The organism is Pseudomonas sp. P4_B3 (assembly GCF_056402295.1).
Genome location: NZ_JBFUHR010000023.1, coordinates 55,432 through 79,029 on the forward strand (window position 1 = coordinate 55,432; position 23,598 = coordinate 79,029).

General features: G+C 58.7%; 21 protein-coding genes and 1 pseudogene. 6 read left to right on the forward strand and 16 right to left on the reverse strand.

Features of this window, described 5'->3' with window-relative positions; genetic code table 11:
• Window positions 1-134: 134 nt before the first annotated feature.
• From AC1DWG_RS24550 to AC1DWG_RS24565, 4 genes are all read right to left on the reverse strand, one after another.
• A complete protein-coding gene (locus tag AC1DWG_RS24550) occupies window positions 135-767 on the reverse strand; it encodes a C40 family peptidase (protein ID WP_477753344.1) in 633 nt (210 codons plus the stop codon).
• A gap of 222 nt (window positions 768-989) precedes the next feature.
• Complete coding sequence (gene hda / locus AC1DWG_RS24555) at window positions 990-1,694, reverse strand: DnaA regulatory inactivator Hda (protein ID WP_007898944.1); 705 nt, start codon at window positions 1,692-1,694, stop codon at window positions 990-992.
• A gap of 230 nt (window positions 1,695-1,924) precedes the next feature.
• Window positions 1,925-2,998 (reverse strand): AI-2E family transporter, encoded by a 1,074-nt coding sequence (locus tag AC1DWG_RS24560; protein WP_477753345.1) that lies wholly within the window; start codon window positions 2,996-2,998, stop codon window positions 1,925-1,927.
• Between the two features lie 36 nt (window positions 2,999-3,034).
• Window positions 3,035-4,087: a DUF2066 domain-containing protein gene (locus AC1DWG_RS24565; protein ID WP_477788453.1), complete on the reverse strand. Its 1,053-nt coding sequence runs from the start codon at window positions 4,085-4,087 to the stop codon at window positions 3,035-3,037.
• A 386-nt stretch (window positions 4,088-4,473) separates the two neighbouring features.
• Between AC1DWG_RS24565 and purM the strand changes: the two genes are divergently transcribed.
• The 5 genes from purM (at window position 4,474) to AC1DWG_RS24590 (ending at window position 8,386) form a co-directional block, all read left to right on the forward strand.
• Window positions 4,474-5,532: a phosphoribosylformylglycinamidine cyclo-ligase gene (gene purM / locus AC1DWG_RS24570; RefSeq protein ID WP_057399405.1), complete on the forward strand. Its 1,059-nt coding sequence runs from the start codon at window positions 4,474-4,476 to the stop codon at window positions 5,530-5,532.
• Complete coding sequence (purN, locus tag AC1DWG_RS24575) at window positions 5,532-6,182, forward strand: phosphoribosylglycinamide formyltransferase (RefSeq protein ID WP_477762471.1); 651 nt, start codon at window positions 5,532-5,534, stop codon at window positions 6,180-6,182. The genes purM and purN overlap by 1 nt, the downstream gene beginning before the upstream one ends.
• Before the next feature lie 8 nt (window positions 6,183-6,190).
• Entirely contained in the window at window positions 6,191-6,904 is a 714-nt protein-coding gene (locus AC1DWG_RS24580; protein ID WP_477762472.1) for a DUF3108 domain-containing protein, read from the forward strand.
• A 142-nt stretch (window positions 6,905-7,046) separates the two neighbouring features.
• A complete protein-coding gene (locus AC1DWG_RS24585) occupies window positions 7,047-7,463 on the forward strand; it encodes an OsmC family protein (RefSeq protein WP_477753349.1) in 417 nt (138 codons plus the stop codon).
• A 62-nt stretch (window positions 7,464-7,525) separates the two neighbouring features.
• Complete coding sequence (locus AC1DWG_RS24590; RefSeq protein WP_477788454.1) at window positions 7,526-8,386, forward strand: pirin family protein; 861 nt, start codon at window positions 7,526-7,528, stop codon at window positions 8,384-8,386.
• A gap of 169 nt (window positions 8,387-8,555) precedes the next feature.
• Here the strand turns inward: AC1DWG_RS24590 and AC1DWG_RS24595 are convergent, their stop codons facing one another.
• The 4 genes from AC1DWG_RS24595 to AC1DWG_RS24610 all read right to left on the reverse strand — a co-directional run bounded on the left by AC1DWG_RS24595 (window position 8,556) and on the right by AC1DWG_RS24610 (window position 12,262).
• Window positions 8,556-9,284, reverse strand: a complete 729-nt coding sequence (locus AC1DWG_RS24595) for a dienelactone hydrolase family protein (RefSeq protein WP_477762474.1) — start codon at window positions 9,282-9,284, stop codon at window positions 8,556-8,558.
• Window positions 9,285-9,350: 66 nt separating this feature from the next.
• Window positions 9,351-11,255, reverse strand: coding sequence for a molecular chaperone HtpG (gene htpG, locus AC1DWG_RS24600; RefSeq protein WP_477762475.1), 1,905 nt, complete (start codon window positions 11,253-11,255; stop codon window positions 9,351-9,353).
• A gap of 81 nt (window positions 11,256-11,336) precedes the next feature.
• Entirely contained in the window at window positions 11,337-11,789 is a 453-nt protein-coding gene (locus AC1DWG_RS24605) for a PaaI family thioesterase (protein WP_110659453.1), read from the reverse strand.
• Entirely contained in the window at window positions 11,786-12,262 is a 477-nt protein-coding gene (locus AC1DWG_RS24610; protein ID WP_477762476.1) for a PaaI family thioesterase, read from the reverse strand. The genes AC1DWG_RS24605 and AC1DWG_RS24610 overlap by 4 nt, the downstream gene beginning before the upstream one ends.
• A gap of 158 nt (window positions 12,263-12,420) precedes the next feature.
• On the opposite strand from AC1DWG_RS24610, the gene AC1DWG_RS24615 reads away from it, so the two are divergent.
• The gene (locus tag AC1DWG_RS24615; RefSeq protein WP_477788455.1) at window positions 12,421-12,672 is read left to right on the forward strand and encodes a hypothetical protein; all 252 of its coding nucleotides are present in this window, start codon (window positions 12,421-12,423) and stop codon (window positions 12,670-12,672) included.
• 66 nt (window positions 12,673-12,738) lie between these two features.
• Here AC1DWG_RS24615 and AC1DWG_RS24620 read toward each other — a convergent pair.
• The 8 genes and pseudogenes from AC1DWG_RS24620 to AC1DWG_RS24655 form a co-directional block, all read right to left on the reverse strand.
• A pseudogene (locus AC1DWG_RS24620) lies at window positions 12,739-12,819 on the reverse strand (MAPEG family protein); the annotation flags it as partial.
• Window positions 12,820-12,875: 56 nt separating this feature from the next.
• Entirely contained in the window at window positions 12,876-13,613 is a 738-nt protein-coding gene (locus AC1DWG_RS24625; RefSeq protein WP_477760055.1) for a DUF599 domain-containing protein, read from the reverse strand.
• A 265-nt stretch (window positions 13,614-13,878) separates the two neighbouring features.
• The gene (gene brnQ / locus AC1DWG_RS24630; protein WP_477755726.1) at window positions 13,879-15,192 is read right to left on the reverse strand and encodes a branched-chain amino acid transport system II carrier protein; all 1,314 of its coding nucleotides are present in this window, start codon (window positions 15,190-15,192) and stop codon (window positions 13,879-13,881) included.
• Window positions 15,193-15,580: 388 nt separating this feature from the next.
• Window positions 15,581-16,462: a succinate--CoA ligase subunit alpha gene (gene sucD, locus AC1DWG_RS24635; RefSeq protein WP_007919877.1), complete on the reverse strand. Its 882-nt coding sequence runs from the start codon at window positions 16,460-16,462 to the stop codon at window positions 15,581-15,583.
• Window positions 16,462-17,628, reverse strand: a complete 1,167-nt coding sequence (sucC, locus tag AC1DWG_RS24640; RefSeq protein ID WP_007919879.1) for an ADP-forming succinate--CoA ligase subunit beta — start codon at window positions 17,626-17,628, stop codon at window positions 16,462-16,464. The genes sucD and sucC overlap by 1 nt, the downstream gene beginning before the upstream one ends.
• Before the next feature lie 198 nt (window positions 17,629-17,826).
• Window positions 17,827-19,263, reverse strand: a complete 1,437-nt coding sequence (gene lpdA, locus AC1DWG_RS24645) for a dihydrolipoyl dehydrogenase (protein ID WP_477755727.1) — start codon at window positions 19,261-19,263, stop codon at window positions 17,827-17,829.
• Between the two features lie 97 nt (window positions 19,264-19,360).
• The gene (odhB, locus tag AC1DWG_RS24650; protein ID WP_477755728.1) at window positions 19,361-20,578 is read right to left on the reverse strand and encodes a 2-oxoglutarate dehydrogenase complex dihydrolipoyllysine-residue succinyltransferase; all 1,218 of its coding nucleotides are present in this window, start codon (window positions 20,576-20,578) and stop codon (window positions 19,361-19,363) included.
• Window positions 20,579-20,620: 42 nt separating this feature from the next.
• Window positions 20,621-23,452, reverse strand: a complete 2,832-nt coding sequence (locus AC1DWG_RS24655; protein ID WP_477760054.1) for a 2-oxoglutarate dehydrogenase E1 component — start codon at window positions 23,450-23,452, stop codon at window positions 20,621-20,623.
• Window positions 23,453-23,598 lie beyond the last annotated feature (146 nt).

Consider the following 23,598-nt stretch of genomic DNA (forward strand, 5'->3'; position numbering starts at 1 on the left):
TTCTGCTGGGAATGCAGAAAAGAAAACCGCCTGCGCGTGACGCAGGCGGTTTGCCATCATTCATATATCAGGATTCTAGCGGTTATATGGCAAACTTCAAGTAAGACTTTAAGTTCGCCTTACAAATTGTCCGCTTATTTACGTGCAGTGACGATTGGCGACGCATTCGGTGCCATCGCCAGGGCGCGCTTGGCTTCGATGAAGGTCTTGCTCCAGTAGCTGTCACCCAGACTATCGATCCGCACACCACCGCTACGGCGGCTGCTGGAGTGGATGAACTGGTTGTCACCCAGGTAGATCCCGGCGTGACTGACGCGACCGCGACGACCGTTGGTTGCGAAGAACAGCAGGTCGCCCGGCTCAAGCTTGCTGCGCGAGACCAGCGGAGCGTCCACGTTGATCATTTCGCGGGTGGAGCGTGGCAGGTTCATGCCCGCTTCTTCGCGGAACAGGTAACCGATGAAACCGCTGCAATCGAAGCCGGCTTCAGAAGTACCGCCGAAACGGTAACGGGTACCGATCAGGGACATGCCACGTTCGAGGATGCTGTCGGCCAGGACCGGAAGCTGGTAGGACTTGCCGCCAGCGAAGTCTGCGAGTTCTTTTTCGGTCGCCAGCTCTTCCTGAAAGAAAGCGGAAGACTGGGCAGTAACGGAGTTTTGAACCTGTTGCTGCGGGGCTTGCTGGGACACCGGAGTGTGGGCAGCGCAACCGAACAACAGGGTAACGAGTGCGAGAGGCACGAGGGGTGCGAAGCGATTTAGCATGGGCACGACCGTGGCTGATAGTTGTAAAGAAGCCGAGACTATGCCCGCTATCATCCTCATTTGCAAATTCAATCGATCTTTTTGTGACTTATCCGTTTCTCGTTTACATCTAAGCGCTTAAGCCCATTTTAAACATACGCGCAGCCTGCAACCGGGCAGGAAAGCGGGGTTTCTGGTGCCTGTAATTCGCCGAACTGGCTAAAAGCCCCGGATTCAGCGGGTTTACCAGCCGAGGGTTTCTTTCAAAAACGGGATTGTCAGCTTGCGCTGAGCCTGGAGGGAGGCCTGATCGAGACGCTCGAGCAGCTCGAACAGCGCACTCATGCTGCGGGTACCGCGAGTCAAAATGAAATGCCCGACTTCATCGGTCAGATGCAGCCCGCGACGGGATGCGCGCAATTGCAGGGCACGCAATTTGTCCTCATCGGACAGCGGGCGCATCTGGAAGATCAAGGCCAGGGTCAGGCGCGATTTGAGATCCGCCAGCTTCACCGGCAACTCACGGGGGGATGTCGACGCGGCAATCAGCAAGCGTCGACCACTGTCGCGCAAACGATTGAACAGATGGAACAGCGCCTCTTCCCAGTCCGCCTTGCCGGCAACCGCCTGCAGGTCATCGAGACAGACCAGCTCGTACTGCTCAAGGTTGTCGAGAATTTCAATACCGCGATCGAGCAACTCGGCCAGCGGCAGATAGACCGCAGGTTCCCCCAATTGCTCGAAGCGCAGGCAGGCGGCCTGCAACAGATGCGTACGCCCGACCCCATCCTTGCCCCAAAGGTATATCAGGCTCTCGGTCCAGCCGGCGTCGGCTTCGCACAGCCGCTCGACATAGCCGAGTGCAGCGGCATTGGCGCCTGGGTAGTAATTGATAAAGGTGGCGTCGTCACGCAGACGCACACCTAGGGGCAGCTGAATCGGTTTCATCCTGACTGAACAGTTCCAAAGGAACCGTTAGTGGCCTCTGTGTAAAGTTTGCGAAGTTTATACCCGTGAGCCGGGTCGCACAATGCGACAGACAACAAGCAAAATCAAAGGTTTGCGTTAATGCACCGGTTTTATGACAGTTTCTTTGGCGGTGCATGTGACAGTCGCGCGATGCAAGCAGGCTGATCCGGCATGAACCCGGGCAACCCGCCATCAACCATCGACGCCCCTTACCACTCCGGCTCGTCGACACTCCCGTAGATTTCAGAATCCTTATACAAGTCATGCACATGACGCACCAGCACCATGATCACCGCCGCGACCGGCAATGCCAATAGCACACCGGTAAAGCCAAACAGCTCACCACCGGCCAGAATCGAGAAAATCACCGCCACCGGGTGCAGGCCAATCCGGTCACCAACCAGCAACGGCGTCAGCACCATACCCTCCAGCGCCTGGCCGACCATGAACACCGCGACAATGCCGAGCATCGGATAAAGATCACCACCGAACTGGAACAACCCCGCAAGCAGCGCCGCGCCAATGCCGATGATAAACCCCATGTACGGCACGATCGCTGCCAGACCGGCAATCAGGCCAATCAACAAGCCCAGTTCCAGCCCGACCAGCATCAGGCCCGCTGCGTAGATCACACCCAAGGCCACCATCACCAGCAACTGTCCGCGAACGAACGCGCCGAGCACTTCATGGCATTCACCCGCCAGGGATACCGCGCGCGCTTCACGATCACGGGGCAGCAGGCTGCGGATCTTGGCCATCATCAGGTCCCAATCCCGCAACAAGTAGAAGCTCACCACCGGAATCAACACCAGATTCGCCAGCCAGCCAATCAACGCCAACCCCGAGGCAGTGGCATGACTCAGCACCACGCCGACAATATCGGTGGTTTGGCTCATATGCTCGCTGATGGCGGCCTTGAGCTTGTCGAACTTCCAGAAACCTTCCGACAAGCCAAACTTCGATTGCGCCCAGGGCAACGCCGTGTGCTGTAGCCAGTCGAGCATCTGCGGGGCCAGCTCATACAAACGAAACAACTGCCTGGCGAGCAACGGCACCAATACCAGCAGCAGCGCGGTGAAGATCAATGTAAACAGGGCAAACACCGCCACGACGCCCCAGGTTCGAGACAGGCCTGCCTTCTCCAGCCGATCCACCAGCGGGTCGAACAGGTAGGCCAACAGCAGCGCCACCAGGAATGGCGTCAGGATCGGATGCAACAACCAGACAAACGCACAAAGCAGGACCACCCCACCGAGCCAGAACCAACGCCGCGTATCGGCCATGAACCACTCCATTGCTTCTATATAAAGAAAGAAAAACTACCAGCGATAACGCAGTTGTGGTGTCGGGGCTGGCGCTGGGGCAGGCACCGCACCACCGGCGGCAGGCTGAACCGGCACTGCCGGGGCCGGTGCCTGACCCGCAGGCGCTTCCTGCAGCCTCGCCAGCGACAGTTGTGCACGCAGCTGATCGGCGCTGCCATTGACCCTATAGACAATCCGGTCGCCGTCGACACTTTGCACACGCCCGCCAAATGGCTCCAGCAAGCGCCCAAGGGACGCGTAGTGCTCAAGATTCATGCCTTGCACCTCCAGCAATTGCTCACTCGAAGCACCGGCCTTGGCAACAAACCGCGGCGCCAGGCGCTCGTTGACCGCCAGCATCACCGCATCGGCCACGGCGGCCTGATTGGCGCCTTGCACGCTACCCGCCTCTTTTTTATCCCCCAGCCACAATTGCCACTTGGCTTGCCACTGCCCGCCCTCTTCCTTGGCGTGTACCGCGAGCAGGGCGTCGGCGTTGTAGCGTTCCGATGCCGCTTGCAAAGGCGCGGGATCTGCGCCCTCCAGATTCGGCGCGGTCGCGACGATCTGCTCATTCAAGTCCGCCAACGGCAAGCGCAATGGCAAGCCACGGTGCTGGGCCGCCCGACGCAGCGGCGCCGCGCTGGCCTGACCGTCGCCCACCAGGCTTGAACCCTCGGTGGAGTCATTCAACCACCAGCCGAGGATCGACGGCCGATTGCCCCCCCACATCGCCAGGCCGGCGCGGCGCAAGGCCTGCTCGGTGGTGCCCGGATCGAAATCGACTTTCAGGACTTCCGGCGGCCCCGCCTCAAAGCCGTATTGGCTGATGATCTGTTGCGGGTCTTTGCGAATCGCTACCAGCCCCGGACTTTGAGCGGCCTTGGGGTCGCCGGTCAGGCGCAACACCAAGGTGTCCAACGCACGCTGGGTCGCCTGGTCGCGCTCCTCGGACGATTGGCCATTCACCGGCTCGCGCACCTGGTAAAGGCCTTTGACGGTTTCGGCGTGACTGACCAGGCTGACTACTGACAAACAACTCACAAGCAAGAATTTACAAAAACGCATGGAAGATTCCTGACGACAAGAGCGGCTGGAACAGACCGCATGAAGACGATCGAGCAAGACTGTGACCGTTGCCCGACGCAAAACATTCACACGTTCCGGGTAAGTTTTCGCACTGTCATAACGATAGACGGTTAATCGCGATACCTTATACAGCCATGCAGGATGCCACCGACACCGCGCATCAACGGTTTTTTTTGAACGGATATGGCCCTGCTGTCGGCCTGAGGATGGCCGCTGCGGCTCAAGCCTGATAAAATCGCGCGCCTTCGCAGACCGGCAACAGCCGGGTAGTGTCCGAATAGCGCGCATGGTTCTCGCCTACGCAGTTTCGGCGCTCCCGACGGACTCGGTCGTTACCCAGAAATCCCCCCCTAAAGGCCTGGATCATGAGCAAGCAACCCTCCCTGAGCTACAAGGACGCCGGTGTAGACATCGACGCCGGTGAAGCATTGGTCGAACGCATCAAGAGCGTCGCCAAGCGCACTGCGCGCCCGGAAGTCATGGGCGGCCTGGGCGGTTTCGGCGCCCTCTGCGAAATCCCGGCCGGCTACAAGCAGCCGGTGCTGGTTTCCGGTACTGACGGCGTCGGCACCAAGCTGCGCCTGGCCCTGAACCTGAACAAGCACGACAGCATCGGCATCGACCTGGTCGCCATGTGCGTCAACGACCTGGTGGTGTGTGGCGCCGAGCCGCTGTTCTTCCTCGACTACTACGCCACTGGCAAACTGAACGTCGACACCGCTGCCCAGGTTGTGACCGGTATCGGCGCTGGCTGCGAACTGTCGGGTTGCTCCCTGGTCGGCGGCGAAACCGCTGAAATGCCGGGCATGTACGAAGGCGAAGACTACGACCTGGCCGGTTTCTGCGTCGGCGTCGTGGAAAAATCCGAAATCATCGACGGCTCCAAGGTTGCTGCTGGCGATGCCCTGCTCGCCCTGCCGTCTTCCGGCCCGCACTCCAACGGCTACTCGCTGATCCGCAAGATCATCGAAGTGTCCGGCGCCGACATCGAAAACATCCAGCTCGACGGCAAGCCGCTGACCGACCTGCTGATGGCCCCGACCCGTATCTACGTGAAGCCGCTGCTCAAGCTGATCAAGGAAACCGGCGCTGTCAAAGCCATGGCCCACATCACCGGTGGCGGCCTGCTGGACAACATTCCGCGCGTTCTGCCAAAAGGCGCGCAAGCCGTGGTTGACGTGGCCAGCTGGAACCGCCCGGCAGTGTTCGACTGGCTGCAAGAGAAAGGCAACGTTGACGAGAACGAAATGCACCGCGTGCTGAACTGCGGCGTGGGCATGGTCATCTGCGTGGCTCAGGAGCACGTTGAAGCCGCCCTGAACGTTCTGCGCGAAGCGGGCGAGCAGCCTTGGGTCATCGGCCAGATCGCCACCGCTGCCGAAGGCGCGGCTCAGGTCGAACTGAAGAACCTTAAGGCACACTAATGCCTAAAACCTGTGATGTGGTGGTGCTGTTGTCCGGCACCGGCAGTAACTTGCAGGCCCTGATCGACAGCACGCGGACCGGCGACAGCCCGGTCCGCATCGCTGCGGTGATTTCCAACCGCGCCGACGCCTACGGCCTGCAACGCGCCAGGGACGCGGGTATCGATACCCGCACCCTGGATCACAAGGCTTTCGAAGGTCGCGAGGCCTTCGACGCCGCGCTGATCGAACTGATCGACGCCTTCAACCCCGAACTCGTGGTACTGGCCGGATTCATGCGCATTCTCAGCGCTGGCTTCGTACGCCACTATCAGGGTCGCCTGCTCAATATCCATCCTTCGTTGCTACCCAAATACAAAGGGTTACACACTCATCAGCGCGCACTGGAGGCCGGCGACACCGAGCACGGCTGCTCCGTGCACTTCGTCACCGAGGAACTCGATGGCGGACCACTGGTCGTACAGGCTGTAATACCGGTAGAGTTACAGGATTCGCCGCAGAGTCTGGCGCAGCGGGTCCATGTTCAGGAACACCTGATCTACCCGATGGCCGTACGCTGGTTTGCCGAAGGTCGTCTGACCCTCGACGAGCAAGGTGCTTTACTGGATGGACAGCTACTCGCGGCCAGCGGCCACTTGATTCGAAACTAGGAGATTTTATGCGTCGCGCCCTGCTCTTCGCTTGCGCTCTGCTCGCCTTGCCCTTCGCCCAGGCGGCGGACCTTCAACCCTTCTCCGCCAGCTACACCGCCGACTGGAAACAGCTGCCCATGAGCGGCACTGCCGAGCGCAGCCTCGAAAAAACCAGCGACGGCAAATGGAAGCTCAGTTTCAAGGCGTCGATGATGATCGCCAGCCTGTCCGAGGAAAGCACCCTGACCCCGGACAAGGACACGCTTCTTCCAGTGTCGTACCACTTTGAACGTGGCGGTTTGGGCAAGGCCAAGAAATCGGATCTGGATTTCGACTGGAACACCAAAGTGATCACCGGCACCGATCGCGGCGACGCGGTCAAGGTTGCGCTGAACCGCGGCATGCTCGACAAATCCACCTACCAGTTGGCCTTGCAGCAAGACGTTGCCGCAGGCAAGAAAAGCATGAGCTATCAGGTGGTCGACGGCAATGAAGTCGACACCTATGACTTCCGCGTGCTGGGCACTGAAAAAGTCGACACCAAGGCCGGCAAGATCGATGCGATCAAGGTTGAACGAGTACGCGACCCGACACAAAACAAGCGCATCACCGTGATGTGGTTCGCCAAGGACTGGGATTACCTGCTGGTCCGCCTGCAACAGGTCGAAACCGACGGCAAGGAGTACAACATCATGCTCCTGGACGGCACGGTCAACGGCAAGACTGTCAAAGGCAGCTGATCCGGATCGGTACCATGAAGCCCCGCAATCGCGGGGCTTTTTTGTGGGTTCGAAAATTGGAACACCCGACAAGCGCAATGGTTCTATACCTTCAAGGTCTTTTTTGATCGAATGAGTTTTCCTGATACCTGCGAGGTTTCCCATGACTGTCACCGTCAACACTGTCTGCGCCGAAGGTTTTCGCCACAGCGTACAAATCGATGACCACGAACTCTTCGCCGACGTGCCCGTCACGGCCGGCGGTGATGGCTCTGCGCCGGAACCGCACGATTATTTCGATGCCGCGCTAGGCGCCTGCAAGGCCCTGACCCTGAAGCTGTATGCCAGGAAGAAGGACATCCCGCTGACCGGTGTCGGCGTGGAGGTCAAGCGCGACAACAGTCAGGAACAGAAAGGCCAATACGCGCTGCACGTCAAACTGACCCTCAAGGGCGTACTCACCGACGCCCAGCGTGAAGAACTGCATCGCGTGGCCGATCGCTGCCCGATCCACAAGCTGATGACCACGTCTGAAGTGAGCATCGAAACGCATTTGTCCGAAGGCGCGTTCAGCCAATAGCGGCAAGGGCTGCGCAAGCGGGTTATGCTCGAACGCATCACCCGCTCAGCCTGGAACGCACCATGAACACTCCGCTCGTGATCCGCCCCCGCACCGAAGATGTCGAAGGCCAGCCGATTCTCCGCCCGTTGCCATCGGCCAAGTGCCGCAACGTCGGGCCATTCGTGTTTTTCGACCACATGCTGGAAACCCGTTATCCGCCGGGCAAAGGCATGAACATCCGCCAGCATCCGCACATTGGCCTGTCTACCCTCACCTACTTGTTCCAGGGGCAAATCCAGCACAAGGACAGCCTCGGTTCCGATCAAGTGGTCGGGACTGGCGATGTCAGCTGGATGACGGCCGGTAGCGCCATCGCCCACGTCGAACGCACGCCTGAGGCCCTGAAAGAAAGCGGCTTCACGATGCACGGCTTGCAGATCTGGCTGGCTTCGCCCAAGGACAAAGAGCAAGGTCCGGGACATTACAGTCACCATCCGGCGTCGACTTTGCCGGTCAGCGAAAACCTGGGGGTGAAGATCCGCATGATTGCCGGGTCGGGCTTTTGCCTAGAATCACCAGTGCCGGTGCTTTCTCCTACGCTGTACGCGGAACTGCACCTGCAAACGGCGACGACATTACTGATCCCCACCGAGCATGAAGAACGTGCGCTGTATGTGTTGAGCGGCGAGGTGCAACTGGGTGGCGAGCCGCTGGAGCCGCATTCGCTGGTGGTACTGCCTGCCGGGGAAGAGATGACCCTGTTTGCTGAAAGCGACAGTCACGCCGTGTTGTTTGGCGGTGCTCCGCTGGACGGACCACGGCGGATCAACTGGAACTTTGTCGCGAGCGATCCGGCGGCGATTGATGAAGCACGCCGACGCTGGGCGGCCGGGGATTGGCCGACGGTGCCGGGGGAAAGTGAGCGGATCGAGCTGCCTTAAGCACTGTATTGCCTGCCAGGCCGCCATCGCCGGCAAGCCGGCTCCTACAAGGGAATTGCGTCATACACATTATTTGCCAACGACTCGATCAACTGTAGGAGCTGGCTTGCCAGCGAAAGCGTCCTCAAGATCGCCTTCGCCGGCAAGCCGGCTCCTACAGGGATCCGGATCAGCCCTTGAACACTTCATCCAGCAAGTTATGCATCGACGTGAACGCCCGGGCAGCTACCTTCGCGTCATACATCATCATGCCCGGCACCTTGGCGTGCGGGTCGGTGAACGAGTGGAACGCACCGCCATAGCTCAGCAACTGCCAGTCCACACCCGCCGCGTTCATTTCATCTTCGAACGCCGGCAACTGCTCTTTCGGCACCAATGGATCGGAAGCACCGTGCAGCACCAGGACCTTACCCTTGATGTTTTTCGCATCGACCGGATTCGGTGTGTCCAGCGTGCCGTGAAACGATACCGCGGCCTTCACCGGCGCGCCGGTACGGGCAAACTCCAGGGCGCAGCAACCGCCGAAGCAGAAACCGAAAGTGGCCAGTTTCGAAGTATCGACAGCCACTTCACCCTGGCTTTGCAGCTGTTCGAACGCCACCTGCATGCGCTTGCGCAGCAACGCACGGTCATTCTTCAACGGCATCATCGCCGCGCCCGCCTCGTCATTGTTCGTCGGACGAACCGATTGACCGTAAAGGTCGGCGACCAGCACAACGTAGCCGTTGGCCGCCACCGACTTGGCGATCTCCTCGGCACCGGCGCCGACGCCCATCCAGTTCGGCGCCATCAACAAGCCCGGGCGCGGGCCTTTATGGTCGGCATCGAAGGCCAGACGGCTTTCGTAAGCCTGGCCGTCAATCTGATAGGCAACGGAACGTACAGTGATTTGGCTCATTTCTGACTCCTGATGTTATAGCACCGGAATGAAAAAACCCGCCGAAGCGGGTTTTCTGCAACACAATCAAGCCGATAGTTCGACCAACAGCTTGTTCAGACGGCGCACATAGGCCGCCGGATCTTTCAAACTGTCGCCGGCCGCCAGCGCCGCCTGATCGAAGAGGATGTGCGACAGGTCGCCGAAGCGCTCGTCACTCTGCTCGTTGTCGAGCTTCTCGATCAGCGGGTGCGCCGGGTTGAATTCGAAGATCGGCTTCGAATCCGGAACCTTCTGGCCGCTGGCTTCCAGGATCTGGCGCATCTGCAAGCCCAGGTCCTGCTCGCCGATGGCCAGGATCGCCGGGGAATCGGTCAGGCGGTGGGAAACCCGCACTTCAGCAACGGATTCACCCAGCGCGGCCTTCAAACGCTCGACCAGACCTTCTTTGGACTTGGCGACTTCTTCCGCGGCTTTCTTGTCCTCTTCCGAGTCCAGGTTGCCCAGGTCCAGGTCACCGCGCGCCACGTCGACGAAGCTCTTGCCGTCGAAGTCGCTGAGGTAGCTCATCAACCACTCGTCGATGCGGTCGGTCAACAGCAGCACTTCGATGCCTTTCTTGCGGAAGACTTCCAGGTGCGGGCTGTTTTTGACCTGCGCGTAGGTTTCGCCGGTCAGGTAGTAGATCTTGTCCTGACCTTCCTTGGCGCGCGCCAGGTACTCGACCAGGCCAACAACCTGTTCGCCATCGTCGCCATGGGTCGATGCGAAACGCAGCAGGCCGGCGATTTTTTCCTTGTTGGCGAAATCTTCTGCCGGGCCTTCTTTCATGACCTGACCGAAGTTTTTCCAGAAGCCTTTGTATTGCTCTGGCTCGTTCTTCGCCAGTTTTTCCAGCATGTCCAGAACGCGCTTGGTCAGCGCCGACTTCATGGAATCGATGATCGGGTCTTTCTGCAGGATTTCCCGCGACACGTTCAGCGACAGGTCGTTAGAGTCGACCACGCCTTTGATGAAGCGCAGGTACAGCGGCAGGAAGGACTCGGCCTGATCCATGACGAACACACGCTGCACGTACAGCTTCAGGCCTTTCGGTGCTTCACGCTGGTACAGATCGAACGGAGCGCGGGCCGGCACGTACAGCAGCGAGCTGTATTCCAGCTTGCCTTCGACCTTGTTATGGCTCCAGCTCAGCGGGTTTTCGAAGTCGTGAGCGATGTGCTTGTAGAACTCCTGGTATTCCTCGTCCTTGATCTCGGTACGCGGACGGGTCCACAGGGCGCTGGCGCGGTTGACGGTTTCCCATTCAACAACTGGCTTCTCCTCACCTTCGGCAGCGGCCACTTCTTTCGGCAGTTCGATCGGCAAGGCGATGTGGTCGGAGTACTTCTTGATGATATTGCGCAGACGCCAGCCATCGGCGAACTCGTCTTCACCGGATTTCAGGTGCAGGACGATGCGAGTGCCGCGTTCGGCCTTGTCGATGGTCGCAACTTCGAAGTCACCTTCGCCCTTGGACGACCAGTGCACGCCTTCGCTGGCAGCGCTGCCGGCACGACGACTGAACACATCGACTTTGTCAGCGACGATGAATGCGGAGTAGAAACCGACACCGAATTGGCCGATCAGGTGCGAGTCTTTCTTCTGGTCGCCGGTCAGGTGCTTCATGAAATCGGCGGTGCCGGACTTGGCGATGGTACCCAAGTGGGTGATCGCGTCTTCGCGGCTCATGCCGATACCGTTGTCTTCGAGGGTGACGGTTTTAGCGTCCTTGTCGAAGCTCACGCGGATTTTCAGTTCGGCGCCACCTTCCAGCAGCTCTGGCTTGGCCAGGGCTTCGAAACGTAATTTGTCGACAGCGTCAGAGGCGTTCGAGATCAATTCGCGAAGGAAAATTTCCTTGTTGGAATACAACGAATGGATCATGAGGTGCAGCAGCTGCTTTACCTCGGTCTGGAAGCCCAGGGTTTCCTTTTGAGTTTCCACACTCATGGTCATCAAACTCCAATCAGATGGCATAAGCCGCGACCTTGAGGGTCGACGGCGGGTTGTCCTCAGAGTTTGGGGCACCGTTCAGGATTTCAAGGGCTCTTCGAGTTTGAAATGTGCACGGGCCGTGGCAATGGGCTCGGCTTCGGTGCTTTGCCAGGCGGTAATCGCCACATTGGCGACCCGGCGACCCTGGCGCCAGACCTGGCATCGGGCCCAGGTATCGCGAAACTGCCCGGCTCGCAGGTAATCCAGGGAGAAGTCGATGATCTTCGGTACCCCGGGCGATCCGGTAAACACCAACAGGTGCAGCGCCGCGGCCAACTCCATGAACCCGGCGATCACACCGCCATGAATCGCCGGCAACAAAGGGTTACCGATGTTGTCCTTGTTCGCTGGCAGCTTGAACAGCAACTCATCTCCCACCCGTGAACATTCGACGCCGATCAGCCGGGCATAGGGAATCAAATCCAGCAGCGAGGCGTAATCGCCCTGCTCGTGGGCCTTTTGCAATTGGTCCTTCAGCGACTCGCTCATTGCGCACCTCCGGCAACCGCGCCACCAAAGCCCTTGGTGCCCTTGATGCCCTTGCCCATGCGCATGAAAGTGCCCATCACATGGGCAATCGGTTGCCCAGGGTCATCCTGATAGGCGAAGCCACGGGCAAAAATCACATCGGTGGTGACCCGATAACACTGGGCAAAGCCGTAGACATCTTTATGTGGCTCGGCGGCGTGCATGTAGTCGATGCGCAGGTCGAGGGTCGGGCAGACCTCGAATTCCGGGAGCACGCAGAGCGTCGCCATGCCACAGGCGGTGTCCATCAGCGAGGTCAGCGCCCCGCCATGAATCACGCCGGTTTCCGGATTGCCGACGATCTGCGGGCTGTACGGCAGCATAATCGTCAGCCCTTCGCTGCTGGCGCTGTGAACGTTTAGTCCAAGTACCTGACAATGTCGCAGCGCCGACAGAAAGCGCATCGCACGCTCAAAAACGGGGTTTTCGGCCATTTGATAAAAACTCTTGTTTATGTCCGTACTGTGCGGTGGCGGTCCGGGTAAAAGTTCCGCACTAGAACAAACTTATATATCTGAAAGACTTAAGGAACTTAACCCTGATGCCTGGGCTCTTAATGCCAGTAGATGCTTTTCATCAGGAGAAACACCCCATGCGTAAGACTTTAGCTATTGCCTTGATGTTGACCGCTTCCCTCGGTCTCGCTGCCTGCGATAAAAAATCCGAGGACAAAGCTCAAGATGCTAACCAACATGCTGAGCAAGCCCAGCAAAAAATGAACGAAGCTCAGGATAAAGTGAACGACGCGGCGAAAGAAAACGCCGAAGCCGCCAAAGATCAGGCTGCTCCGGCTGCTCCGGCCGCTCCGGCCACTCCGGCTGCTCCGGAAGCACCTAAGAACTAATACGGTTTTTAGAGTGGCATAAGAAAACCCGCCAAGTGCGGGTTTTTTTTGCCTTGAAAAAAGTGGTTAGAGCAAAATCGTTCGAAAGGTTGGACTAATCATCAACAACAGCGAACAGATTAATCCCACCAGCCAAACCGGACTGCGCTACCGAGCCAGATCCTTCCAGTAACACACTGGATAGCCAGCACGCGGGTACCCGATCAGGCCGCCTCTTTATTCACCTCGGGCAAGGGCGCCTCTGTAGGGGTATAGACCATCACGTCGAGAACGTCGGAGTGAAACTCGCGGCGATACAATACGAACACCACACCGGCACTCATCAACATGAACAGCCATGGACTAACGAACCAGGCCAGCATGGTCATGCCGAAGTAGTATGAACGCAACCCGAAGTTGAACTGGTTGGCGGCCATGGAGATAACGCGGGCTGCCCGACTCGCAAAGGCTTTACGCTCCTGCTCCGAGACATGACGCTCACCGACCATGGGTGCCGAGCCCACCAGGATGGCCGCGAAGTTGTACTGACGCATGCACCAGCTAAAGGTAAAGAACGCATAGACAAACACCAGCGCCAGGCACAGCAACTTGATTTCCGACATGCCTTGGGACGCCTGTTGCACCATCGGGATATCTGCCAGCAACGAAACCGCCCGCTCGGAAGCCCCGAGCACCGTGAGAATACCCGCCAGGATAATCAGCGTGCTGGAGGCGAAGAACGAAGCATTGCGCTCCAGGTTGCCGATCACGCTGGCATCGGCGATGCGGTTGTCGCGCAGCAGCATGCGGCGCATCCAGTCTTCGCGATAAAGGTGCAGAACACTGGCCAGGCACGCCGTATCACGGCCCTTCCATGTGGCATAGCGGGTGTAACCGCCCCAGCAGATAACGAACCAGATAGCGGCAAGAATGTGGATCAGGTTGGCTTGGATGAACGACATGCAGGTCCTTGTGAAGTAGTAACGGAACACTGAAACCTTGTGGGAGCGAGCCTGCTCGCGAAAGCGGTAGTTCAATCAACATTTCCATTGAATGTAAAACCACTATCGCGAGCAGGCTCGCTCCCACATAAGATTTTGGCAACCCTTCGACGTTAGCGCAGGGAAAAAGACACTGCCTGATGCCCATAAAAAATGCCCCGTATCGATTGATACGGGGCATTTCTGTTTCTGCTCAGAACCCGCTTGTGGCGGGTCGTGAAACGACTTAAGCCAAGGCTTCGGCGCGCTTGCCCAGCAGACGATCGCAAACTACCGCGACCACCAGTGTCATCACCGACGGCACCAGCCAGGCCAGACCCTGCTCGCTCAGCGGCAGGTGGGCCATTTGCGTCGGCATCCAGTCCGCCAGGCCTGCCCCCTTGAGGGCGTCGATCAGGCCGAAGATGAACGACACCAGCATGACCGGGCCGAGGATACGACCCTGCTCATGCCAGAAGTCCTTGCAGAAGCTCAACGCCACCAGAACGATACATGGCGGGTAGATCGCGGTCAGTACCGGGATCGAGAACGCAATCAGCTTGGTGAGGCCCAGGTTGGACACCAGCAGGGAGAATGCAGCAAGGATGATGACCAGCGTCTTGTAGGACAGTGGCAGTACACGGCTGAAGTACTCGGCGCAGGCACAGGTCAGGCCGACCGCGGTCACCAGGCACGCCAGTGAGATCAGCACGGCAAGGAAACCACTACCCAGCGAACCGAAGGTGTGCTGCACGTAAGCATGCAATACCGCCGCGCCATTGCTAGCGCCAGCGGCCACTTCATGGCTGCCCGAACCCAGACGGAACAGGCTGACGTAAACCAGCGCCAGACCCACACCGGCAATCAGACCGGCAATGATCGCGTAACGGGTGATCAGTGCAGGCGACTCGACGCCGCGGGAGCGGATGGCGTTGACGATGACGATGCCGAACACCAGGGCGCCCAGGGTATCCATGGTCAGGTAACCATTGATGAAGCCTTGGGAAAACGGCGCCGCCACGTATTCAGGCGTGGCTTGGCCAATGTCACCGGCCGGCAAGGCGAATGCTGCAATGCCCAGCACGGCCAAGGCGATGATCTTCAGCGGCGCGAGAAAGCGCCCTACGGTATCCAGCAGACGGCCCGGATACAGCGAGATGAAGAACACCAGCAGGAAGTAAACCGAACTGTACAGGAACAACGCCAGCGGGCTCTCGCCGGTCAGCGGCGCCAGGCCCACTTCGAACGATACCGTGGCGGTACGTGGCGTCGCGAACAGCGGGCCAACAGCGAGGTAGCACGCAGCCGCCAGCAGGCCACCGGCGACTTTACCGATCGGGCTGCTCAAGGCATCCATTGCACCGCCGACCTTGGCCAGCGCCACAACGGTGATCACCGGCAGACCAACCGCGGTGACCAGAAAGCCCAGCGCCGCCATCCAGACATTAGGTCCGGACTGCAAACCGACGATAGGCGGGAAGATGATGTTGCCAGCCCCGACGAACAGGGCAAACGTCATAAAACCAAGTGCCAGGATGTCCTGGCCTTTCAACACTTTCATTAAGGAAATACCACACTACTGAATCGGAATTTAGAGAGGGATTTCCCTATGGGTGAGGGAAATGCTGTCGGTCCGTATGAGACCAACCCTTTTAGCGCGTTGCTGCCTTGTGGGCCGCAGACGCAAAAATGGCGCGTAGACTAACGAATTCGGCCGATAAACGCACTGATTGAGGGCGAACTATCCGATACACGACATTTCCATGTCGCGTTTACATATTAAAAGATCAAAAGATCGCAGCCTGCGGCAGCTCCTACAGGGAAAAGTGATCTCATGTAGGAGCTGCCGCAGGCTCGGGCCGCGTTCGGACGATCTTTTGATCTTCAAGAATGACAAAGGCCACCCGAAGGTGGCCTTTGTCTGGTGAAGCGTCAGCCAAGCGCGAGGCTTACTTGACAGCCCAACCAGTCAGCTCGGCCAGGGCCTTGCCGATGTCTGCCAGCGAACGCACGGTTTTAACGCCTGCGTCTTGCAGAGCAGCGAATTTCTCGTCTGCAGTGCCTTTGCCGCCAGAGATGATTGCGCCAGCATGGCCCATGCGCTTGCCCGGAGGAGCAGTCACACCAGCGATGTAGGAAACAACCGGCTTGGTCACGTGTGCCTTGATGTAGGCAGCCGCTTCTTCTTCAGCCGAACCGCCGATCTCACCGATCATCACGATCGCTTCGGTCTTCGGGTCTTCCTGGAACAGCTTCAGGATGTCGATGAAGTTCGAACCCGGGATCGGGTCACCACCGATGCCGACGCAAGTCGACTGACCGAAACCGGCATCAGTAGTCTGCTTGACAGCTTCGTAGGTCAGGGTGCCGGAACGGGAAACGATACCGACCTTGCCTGGCAAGTGAATGTGACCTGGCATGATGCCGATCTTGCATTCGCCTGGGGTGATCACGCCTGGGCAGTTAGGGCCGATCAGGACTACGCCCAGCTCGTCACACTTAACTTTAGCGTCCAGCATGTCCAGGGTAGGAATGCCTTCGGTGATGCACACGATCAGTTTGATGCCGCCGAAGGCAGCTTCCAGGATCGAGTCCTTGCAGAAAGGAGCCGGAACGTAGATCACGCTGGCGGTGGCGCCAGTGGCAGCTACAGCGTCTTTCACGGTGTTGAACACTGGCAGGCCCAGGTGCTCGGTGCCGCCTTTGCCTGGAGTTACGCCGCCAACCATCTTGGTGCCGTATTCGATGGCTTGCTGGGTGTGGAAACTACCTTGCGAACCGGTAATACCCTGGCAGATAACTTTGGTGTCTTTATTGATCAGGACGCTCATTATTTGCCCTCCGCAGCTTTGACAACTTGTTGAGCAGCGTCGGTCAGGCTGGTAGCAGCGATGATGTTCAAACCGCTTTCTGCCAGTACTTTAGCGCCCAGCTCAGCGTTGTTGCCTTCAAGGCGAACAACAACCGGGATTTTCACGCCGACTTCTTTCACAGCGCCGATGATGCCTTCGGCAATCATGTCGCAACGAACGATGCCGCCGAAGATGTTGACCAGTACTGCAGCGACGTTAGTGTCGGACAGGATGATCTTGAACGCTTCGGTAACGCGTTCCTTGGTAGCACCGCCGCCCACGTCGAGGAAGTTGGCTGGCTTGCCGCCATGCAGGTTGACGATGTCCATGGTACCCATGGCCAGGCCAGCACCGTTGACCATGCAACCGATGTTGCCTTCCAGCGCTACGTAGTTCAGTTCGAACTTGGCAGCGTGCGCTTCGCGCGGATCGTCCTGCGACGGATCGTGGAAAGTCTTCAGCTTAGGCTGACGGTACATGGCGTTGGCGTCGATGTTGATCTTGGCATCGAGGCAGTGCAGATCGCCGTCAGCCTTGATCACCAGCGGGTTCACTTCCAGCAGGGCCAGGTCGTGATCCTTGAACAGTTTGGCCAGACCTACGAAGATCTTGGCGAACTGGGCAACTTGCTTGCCTTCCAGACCCAACTGGAATGCCAGCTCGCGACCCTGGAATGGCTGAGCGCCAACCAGTGGATCGATAGTGGCTTTCAGAATTTTTTCTGGAGTGTCGTGAGCGATTTTCTCGATGTCCACGCCACCTTCGGTGGAAGCCATGAACACGATACGACGGCTCGAACGATCAACGACAGCGCCCAGGTACAGCTCTTTAGCGATATCAGTGCACGATTCAACCAGGATCTTGGTGACTGGCTGACCATTGGCGTCAGTCTGGTAAGTCACCAGACGCTTGCCCAGCCACTGCTGTGCGAAGGCTTTGGCGTCTTCTTTGCTGCGAACCAGCTTTACGCCGCCCGCTTTACCGCGACCACCGGCGTGGACCTGGGCTTTGACAACCCACTCGCTGCCGCCGATTTTGTCGCAAGCTTCTGCTGCTGCTTCCGGGGTGTCTACCGCGTAACCGGTGGAAACTGGCAGGCCGTACTCAGCGAACAGCTGCTTACCCTGATACTCGTGAAGATTCATGCTTATTACCGTCTTCGTTAGGTACTGCGCATTCGGTGCTGCACTCATTCAAGTGCCGCACCACCTGTGACTGCTGCTTGCATAGCCTTTCCGGATACCCGGTGCAGCTATGCAAGACTGCGTCCAGCGGATATTCCGCGGTGAGTCTTGCATGCAAGGCTCACGACGGGCCAAACCGCCGTGGTTTCTTATTATCTATTAACGCTTCTTGCGGTTGGCGATGTGGATGGCGCCGCCATTCACTGCCAAAGCAGCTTCGTGCAAGGCTTCAGACAGGGTCGGATGGGAGAAAACCATCATGCCCAGGTCTTCAGCGCTGGTGCCGAATTCCATACCGATCGCGCCCTGCTGAACCAGTTCTGCAGCGCTTGGGCCAATCACGTGGACGCCCAGTACGCGGTCTGTCTTGGCATCTGCGATGACCTTGACGAAACCACCGGTGTCGTTGGCAGCCATGGCACGGCCAGAGGCTGCGAACGGGAAGGTGCCGACGTTAACTTCAACGCCTTCAGCTTTCAAGGCCTGCTCGGTTTTACCAACCCACGCGATTTCCGGGTGAGTATAAATAACCGAAGGGATCAGGTCATAGTTCATCTGGGCCTTGTGGCCCTTGATGCGCTCGACAACCATGATGCCCTCTTCCGAGGCCTTGTGCGCCAGCATCATGCCGCGAACCACGTCGCCGATGGCGTAAACGCCCGGTACGGTGGTGGCGCAGTGATCGTCAACGTGCACGAAACCGCGCTCGTCCAGGGTCACGCCGCAGTCGGCAGCCAGCAGATCAGTGGTCACCGGACGGCGACCAACGGCTACGATCAGCTTGTCGAAAGTGATGTTCTGTTCGCCGTTGGAATCGGTGTAGTTCACCACGACTTCGTCGCCGTTCACTTTGGAACCGGTGACGCGAGCGCCCAGCTTGATGTCCAGACCCTGTTTGGTCAGGGTTTTCAGCGCTTCCTTGGAAACGGCGGCGTCAGCGGCCATCAGGAAGGTGTCCAGGGCTTCCAGGACAGTCACTTCTGCACCCAGACGCGACCAGACCGAACCCAGTTCCAGACCGATCACGCCAGCGCCGATCACGCCCAGACGTTTTGGAACGGTTTGGAATTCCAGGGCGCCAGTCGAATCGACGATCACATTCTGGTCGACCGGAGCCGGCGGAATGTCGATCGGACGCGAGCCTGGAGCCAGGATCACGTTCTCGGCCTGGATGATTTCTACCGAGCCGTCCGGCTTGGTGACTTCAACTTGCTTGCCGGCCAGCAGCTTGCCGTGACCTTCAATGGATGTCACACCGTTGGCTTTGAACAGGGTGGCGACACCGGAAGTCAGGCCTTTGACGATGGTGGCCTTGCGGCCGACCATTGCTGGCACGTCCATGGTCACGCCAGCGTGGTTGATACCGTGGATCGCGAAGCCTTCTTTGGCTTCCTTGTACTTCCAGGAGCTGTCCAGCAGGGCCTTGGATGGAATGCAGCCGACGTTCAGGCAAGTACCGCCCAGAGCCAGTTTGCCTTCCTTGTCGGTGTACTTCTCGATGCAGGCCGTCGAAAGACCAAGCTGCGCGGCCTTGATGGCAGCCACGTAACCGCCAGGGCCCGCACCGATCACTACTACGTCAAATTTCTGCGACATTCAAAAAATCCTCTTTAGCGAAAAGCTTCAAGCCGCGAGCGGCAAGCCAGGCTGCGGGTTTTCCGACAGCTCGACTTGCAGCTCATGGCTGCTTCGATCAGATATCCAGCAACAGACGAGCCGGATCTTCCAGCAGGTTCTTGATGGTCACCAGGAAGGTCACAGCTTCTTTGCCATCGATCAGACGGTGATCGTAGGACAGTGCCAGGTACATCATCGGACGGATAACGACCTGACCGTTGATGGCCATAGGACGCTGGATGATGTTGTGCATGCCCAGAATGGCGGCTTGTGGCGGGTTGACGATCGGAGTCGACATCATCGAACCGAAAGTACCACCGTTGGTGATGGTGAAAGTACCACCGGTCATTTCGTCCATCGACAGTTTGCCGTCGCGGGCTTTCTTGCCGAAGGTGGCGATGCCGCCTTCGATTTCAGCCAGGCTCATCAGTTCGGCGTTACGCAGAACCGGTACAACCAGGCCGCGATCGCTGGAAACTGCAACGCCGACGTCAGCGTAGCCGTGGTAAACGATGTCGCCGCCGTCGATCGACGCGTTGACAGCCGGGAAGCGCTTCAGCGCTTCGGTAGCTGCTTTCACGAAGAACGACATGAAGCCCAGGCGTACGCCGTTGTGGGACTTCTCGAACAGATCCTTGTACTTCGAACGCAACGCCATGACTTCGGTCATGTCGACTTCGTTGAACGTGGTCAGCATCGCCATGTTCGACTGAGCTTCAACCAGGCGCTTGGCAACGGTGGCCCGCACACGGGTCATCGGTACGCGCTTTTCGATGCGCTCGCCAGCAGCGAACACCGGAGCAGCAGCGGCAGGTGCAGCAGCCTTGGCAGGCGCGGCAGCCGGAGCGGCTTTCTTGGCAGCAACGGCTGCAACCACGTCTTCCTTGGTCACGCGACCGCCTTTGCCGGTGCCGGCAACGGAAGCGATGTTGATGCCGTTCTCTTCAGCCAGCTTGCGGGCAGCTGGAGCAGCAACAGGATCGTCTTCGCCTTCGGCAGCTGGAGCAGCAGCCTGGGCAGCAGCCGGAGCAGCGGCAGCAGCTGGAGCAGCAGCACCGCCAGCCTGGATGGAGCCCAGCACTTCGTCAGACAGAACGGTATCGCCTTCGTTCTTGACGATAGCGCCCAGCACGCCGTCAGCGGTAGCCAGCACTTCCAGCACGACTTTGTCGGTTTCGATGTCGACGATCAGTTCGTCGCGCTTGACCGCGTCGCCCGGTTGTTTGTGCCAGGTGGCAACGGTGCCATCGGCAACCGATTCCGGGAAAGTGGGGGCTTTGATCTCGATAGCCATTATCTGTGGTTCCTTAAATTCGGTTTCAGGTGCGCGAAGGCGTTAAACAGTAAAGGCGTCTTGCAGCAGTTGTTCCTGCTGCTCGGCGTGCATCGATGCGTAACCGCATGCAGGTGCAGCAGAAGCCTCACGGCCCGCGTACTCGAGTACGAGAGACTTGTTGAGGTTGCCGACGCTGCGACGCAAGTGGTGTTGGCTGCAGTACCAGGCACCCTGGTTCATCGGCTCTTCCTGACACCAAACGATATGTTTGAGGTTGGTATAAGGAGCCAGGACTTCATTCAAGTCGTCCTCAGGGAATGGGTACAGCTGCTCGATACGCACGACGGCGATGTCGTCACGACCTTCGGCACGGCGTTTTTCCAGCAGGTCGTAGTAGACCTTGCCGCTACACAGAACAATGCGCTCGACCTTTTTCGGGTCTTGGGCATCGATTTCCGGGATAACGGTCTGGAACGAACCTTCGGCCAGATCTTCCAGCGTCGAGATGGCCAGCTTGTGGCGCAGCAGCGACTTCGGAGTCAGGACTACCAATGGTTTGCGCAGCGGGCGAATCACCTGACGGCGCAGCAAGTGGTAGATCTGAGCCGGCGTCGTCGGCATGCACACCTGAATGTTGTGCTCGGCGCACAGCTGCAGGTAACGCTCCAGACGAGCCGAGGAGTGCTCCGGACCCTGGCCTTCATAACCGTGCGGCAGCAGCATGGTCAGACCGCACAGACGGCCCCACTTGTGCTCGCCACTGGTGATGAACTGGTCGATAACGACCTGGGCGCCGTTGGCGAAGTCGCCGAACTGGGCTTCCCAGATAACCAGGGCATTCGGCGTGGTGGTCGAGTAACCGTACTCGAACGCCAGTACCGCTTCTTCGGACAGGAACGAGTCGTACAGGTCAAAACGCGGCTGACCGTCGTACAGGTTCTGCAGCGGGATGTAGGTGCCCGCGTCTTTCTGGTTGTGCAGGACAGCATGGCGGTGCGAGAACGTACCGCGGCCGATGTCCTGACCCGTCATGCGAATCGGGTGGCCTTCGAACGCCAAGGTCGCGTACGCCATGGTTTCGGCGTAACCCCAGTTGATCGGCAGGCCGCCGGCTTGCATCTTCTGGCGGTCTTCGTAGATCTTGGCAACCTGGCGCTGAACCACGAAGCCTTCCGGGATTTCCAGCAGCTTGGCGGACAGTTCCTGCAAGGTCTTGAGGTCGAAACGCGTGTCGTGACGCGCGGTCCAGGCGTGACCCAGGTATGGGCGCCAGTCCACGAACAACTCTTTGTTCGGCTCCTTGACCAGGCTCTTCACTACGTGCAGACCGTTGTCCAGCGCGTTGCGGTATTCGTCGACTTTCGCCTGAACACGCTCTGCGTCCAGCACACCGCTCTGGGTCAGACGATCGGCATACAGCTCACGGGTGGTGCGCTGTTTGGTGATCTGCTGATACATCAGAGGCTGGGTGCCACTAGGTTCGTCGGCTTCGTTGTGGCCGCGACGACGGTAGCAGAACATGTCGATTACCACGTCACGCTTGAACTGCATGCGGTAGTCGATGGCCAGCTGCGTCACGAACAATACGGCTTCCGGATCATCGCCATTCACATGGAGGATCGGCGCCTGGATCATTTTCGCAACGTCGGTCGCGTACTCGGTGGAACGAGCGTCCAGCGGGTTGCTGATGGTGAAACCGACCTGGTTGTTGATCACGATGTGCACGGTACCGCCGGTTTTGAAACCGCGGGTCTGCGACATCTGGAAGGTTTCCATGACCACGCCCTGACCTGCGAATGCAGCGTCACCGTGGATGGAGATCGGCAGAACCTTCTCACCGGTCGGGTCGTTGCGACGATCCTGACGGGCGCGAACCGAACCCTCGACCACCGGGGAAACGATTTCCAGGTGGGACGGGTTGAACGCCATCGCCAGGTGAACTTCACCGCCAGTGGTCATCACGTTGGACGAGAAGCCCTGGTGGTATTTGACGTCACCGGAACCCAGCTCGACCTTCTTCTTGCCTTCGAACTCGTCGAACAGCTCGCGCGGGTTCTTGCCGAAGGTGTTGACCAGCACGTTCAGACGGCCACGGTGGGCCATGCCGATGACGATTTCCTTGGTGCCGTAGGAACCGGAACGCTGGATCAGCTCGTCGAGCATCGGAATCAGGCTCTCGCCGCCTTCCAGACCGAAACGCTTGGTACCCGGGTATTTGGTGCCCAGGTATTTTTCCAGGCCTTCGCCGGCGGTCACGCGCTCGAGCAGGTGGCTCTTGATGTCGGCGGAGTACGTCGGACGACCGCGCACGCTTTCCAGACGCTGCTGGAACCACTGGCGCTGCTCGGAATCGGTGATGTGCGTGAATTCAGCGCCGATGGTGCGGCAATATGTCTGCTGCAACGCTTCGTGAATTTCGCGTAGGCTCGCTTCCTCTTTGCCGATGAACAGGTCGCCGGCACGGAAGGTCGTATCAAGATCGGCATTGGTCAAGCCGTAATGATTGATCGACAGGTCTGCAGGTGCAGGACGCTGCCACAGTCCCAGCGGGTCAAGCTGGGCTGCCTGGTGGCCACGCATACGGTAGGCCTGGATCAATCGCAGCACTTCAACTTGCTTCTTCTCGTGCTCACTGCTCACGCTGCCGGCGGAAACCGGTTGGGCGCGGCGCTGGTTCTTTGCCAGCAAGACGAAATGATCGCGAATTGTGGAGTGCGAAACATCGGTGGCAGTGTTGCCGTCAGCAGGCAACTTCTGGAAGTAGGTGCGCCACTCTTCTGGCACAGCGTTAGGGTCGTGCAGGTAGAGCTCGTAGAGCTCTTCCACATAGGCAGCGTTACTACCGGATAGGTAGGCGCTGTTCCACATGCGCTGCATCACGCTTTCTTGCATGCTTGGTCACCCTCGGTTAGGGGAACACCATCGGTGTCGACACCGAGCAAACTTGCAGAAGTCCGAATGCAGCGACCAAAACAAGCCACTAGGATCACACTGATAGTCCGGGTACCAGCCCGGATGCCCCTGCTTGTCTCATTTCT

What these genes read in the sequence shown, in the direction of transcription:
- AC1DWG_RS24585 (WP_477753349.1), top strand. Translation starts at nt 7,047, where the DNA reads ATGACTGTCACCGTCAACACTGTCTGCGCCGAAGGTTTTCGCCACAGC.
- AC1DWG_RS24615 (WP_477788455.1), top strand. Translation starts at nt 12,421, where the DNA reads ATGCGTAAGACTTTAGCTATTGCCTTGATGTTGACCGCTTCCCTCGGT.
- AC1DWG_RS24605 (WP_110659453.1), bottom strand. Translation starts at nt 11,789, where the DNA reads ATGAGCGAGTCGCTGAAGGACCAATTGCAAAAGGCCCACGAGCAGGGC.
- sucC (WP_007919879.1), bottom strand. Translation starts at nt 17,628, where the DNA reads ATGAATCTTCACGAGTATCAGGGTAAGCAGCTGTTCGCTGAGTACGGC.
- AC1DWG_RS24655 (WP_477760054.1), bottom strand. Translation starts at nt 23,452, where the DNA reads ATGCAAGAAAGCGTGATGCAGCGCATGTGGAACAGCGCCTACCTATCC.
- AC1DWG_RS24550 (WP_477753344.1), bottom strand. Translation starts at nt 767, where the DNA reads ATGCTAAATCGCTTCGCACCCCTCGTGCCTCTCGCACTCGTTACCCTG.
- AC1DWG_RS24595 (WP_477762474.1), bottom strand. Translation starts at nt 9,284, where the DNA reads ATGAGCCAAATCACTGTACGTTCCGTTGCCTATCAGATTGACGGCCAG.
- AC1DWG_RS24565 (WP_477788453.1), bottom strand. Translation starts at nt 4,087, where the DNA reads ATGCGTTTTTGTAAATTCTTGCTTGTGAGTTGTTTGTCAGTAGTCAGC.
- AC1DWG_RS24560 (WP_477753345.1), bottom strand. Translation starts at nt 2,998, where the DNA reads ATGGCCGATACGCGGCGTTGGTTCTGGCTCGGTGGGGTGGTCCTGCTT.
- purM (WP_057399405.1), top strand. Translation starts at nt 4,474, where the DNA reads ATGAGCAAGCAACCCTCCCTGAGCTACAAGGACGCCGGTGTAGACATC.
- AC1DWG_RS24590 (WP_477788454.1), top strand. Translation starts at nt 7,526, where the DNA reads ATGAACACTCCGCTCGTGATCCGCCCCCGCACCGAAGATGTCGAAGGC.
- hda (WP_007898944.1), bottom strand. Translation starts at nt 1,694, where the DNA reads ATGAAACCGATTCAGCTGCCCCTAGGTGTGCGTCTGCGTGACGACGCC.
- htpG (WP_477762475.1), bottom strand. Translation starts at nt 11,255, where the DNA reads ATGAGTGTGGAAACTCAAAAGGAAACCCTGGGCTTCCAGACCGAGGTA.
- lpdA (WP_477755727.1), bottom strand. Translation starts at nt 19,263, where the DNA reads ATGTCGCAGAAATTTGACGTAGTAGTGATCGGTGCGGGCCCTGGCGGT.
- sucD (WP_007919877.1), bottom strand. Translation starts at nt 16,462, where the DNA reads ATGAGCGTCCTGATCAATAAAGACACCAAAGTTATCTGCCAGGGTATT.
- AC1DWG_RS24610 (WP_477762476.1), bottom strand. Translation starts at nt 12,262, where the DNA reads ATGGCCGAAAACCCCGTTTTTGAGCGTGCGATGCGCTTTCTGTCGGCG.
- brnQ (WP_477755726.1), bottom strand. Translation starts at nt 15,192, where the DNA reads ATGAAAGTGTTGAAAGGCCAGGACATCCTGGCACTTGGTTTTATGACG.
- AC1DWG_RS24580 (WP_477762472.1), top strand. Translation starts at nt 6,191, where the DNA reads ATGCGTCGCGCCCTGCTCTTCGCTTGCGCTCTGCTCGCCTTGCCCTTC.
- AC1DWG_RS24625 (WP_477760055.1), bottom strand. Translation starts at nt 13,613, where the DNA reads ATGTCGTTCATCCAAGCCAACCTGATCCACATTCTTGCCGCTATCTGG.
- odhB (WP_477755728.1), bottom strand. Translation starts at nt 20,578, where the DNA reads ATGGCTATCGAGATCAAAGCCCCCACTTTCCCGGAATCGGTTGCCGAT.
- purN (WP_477762471.1), top strand. Translation starts at nt 5,532, where the DNA reads ATGCCTAAAACCTGTGATGTGGTGGTGCTGTTGTCCGGCACCGGCAGT.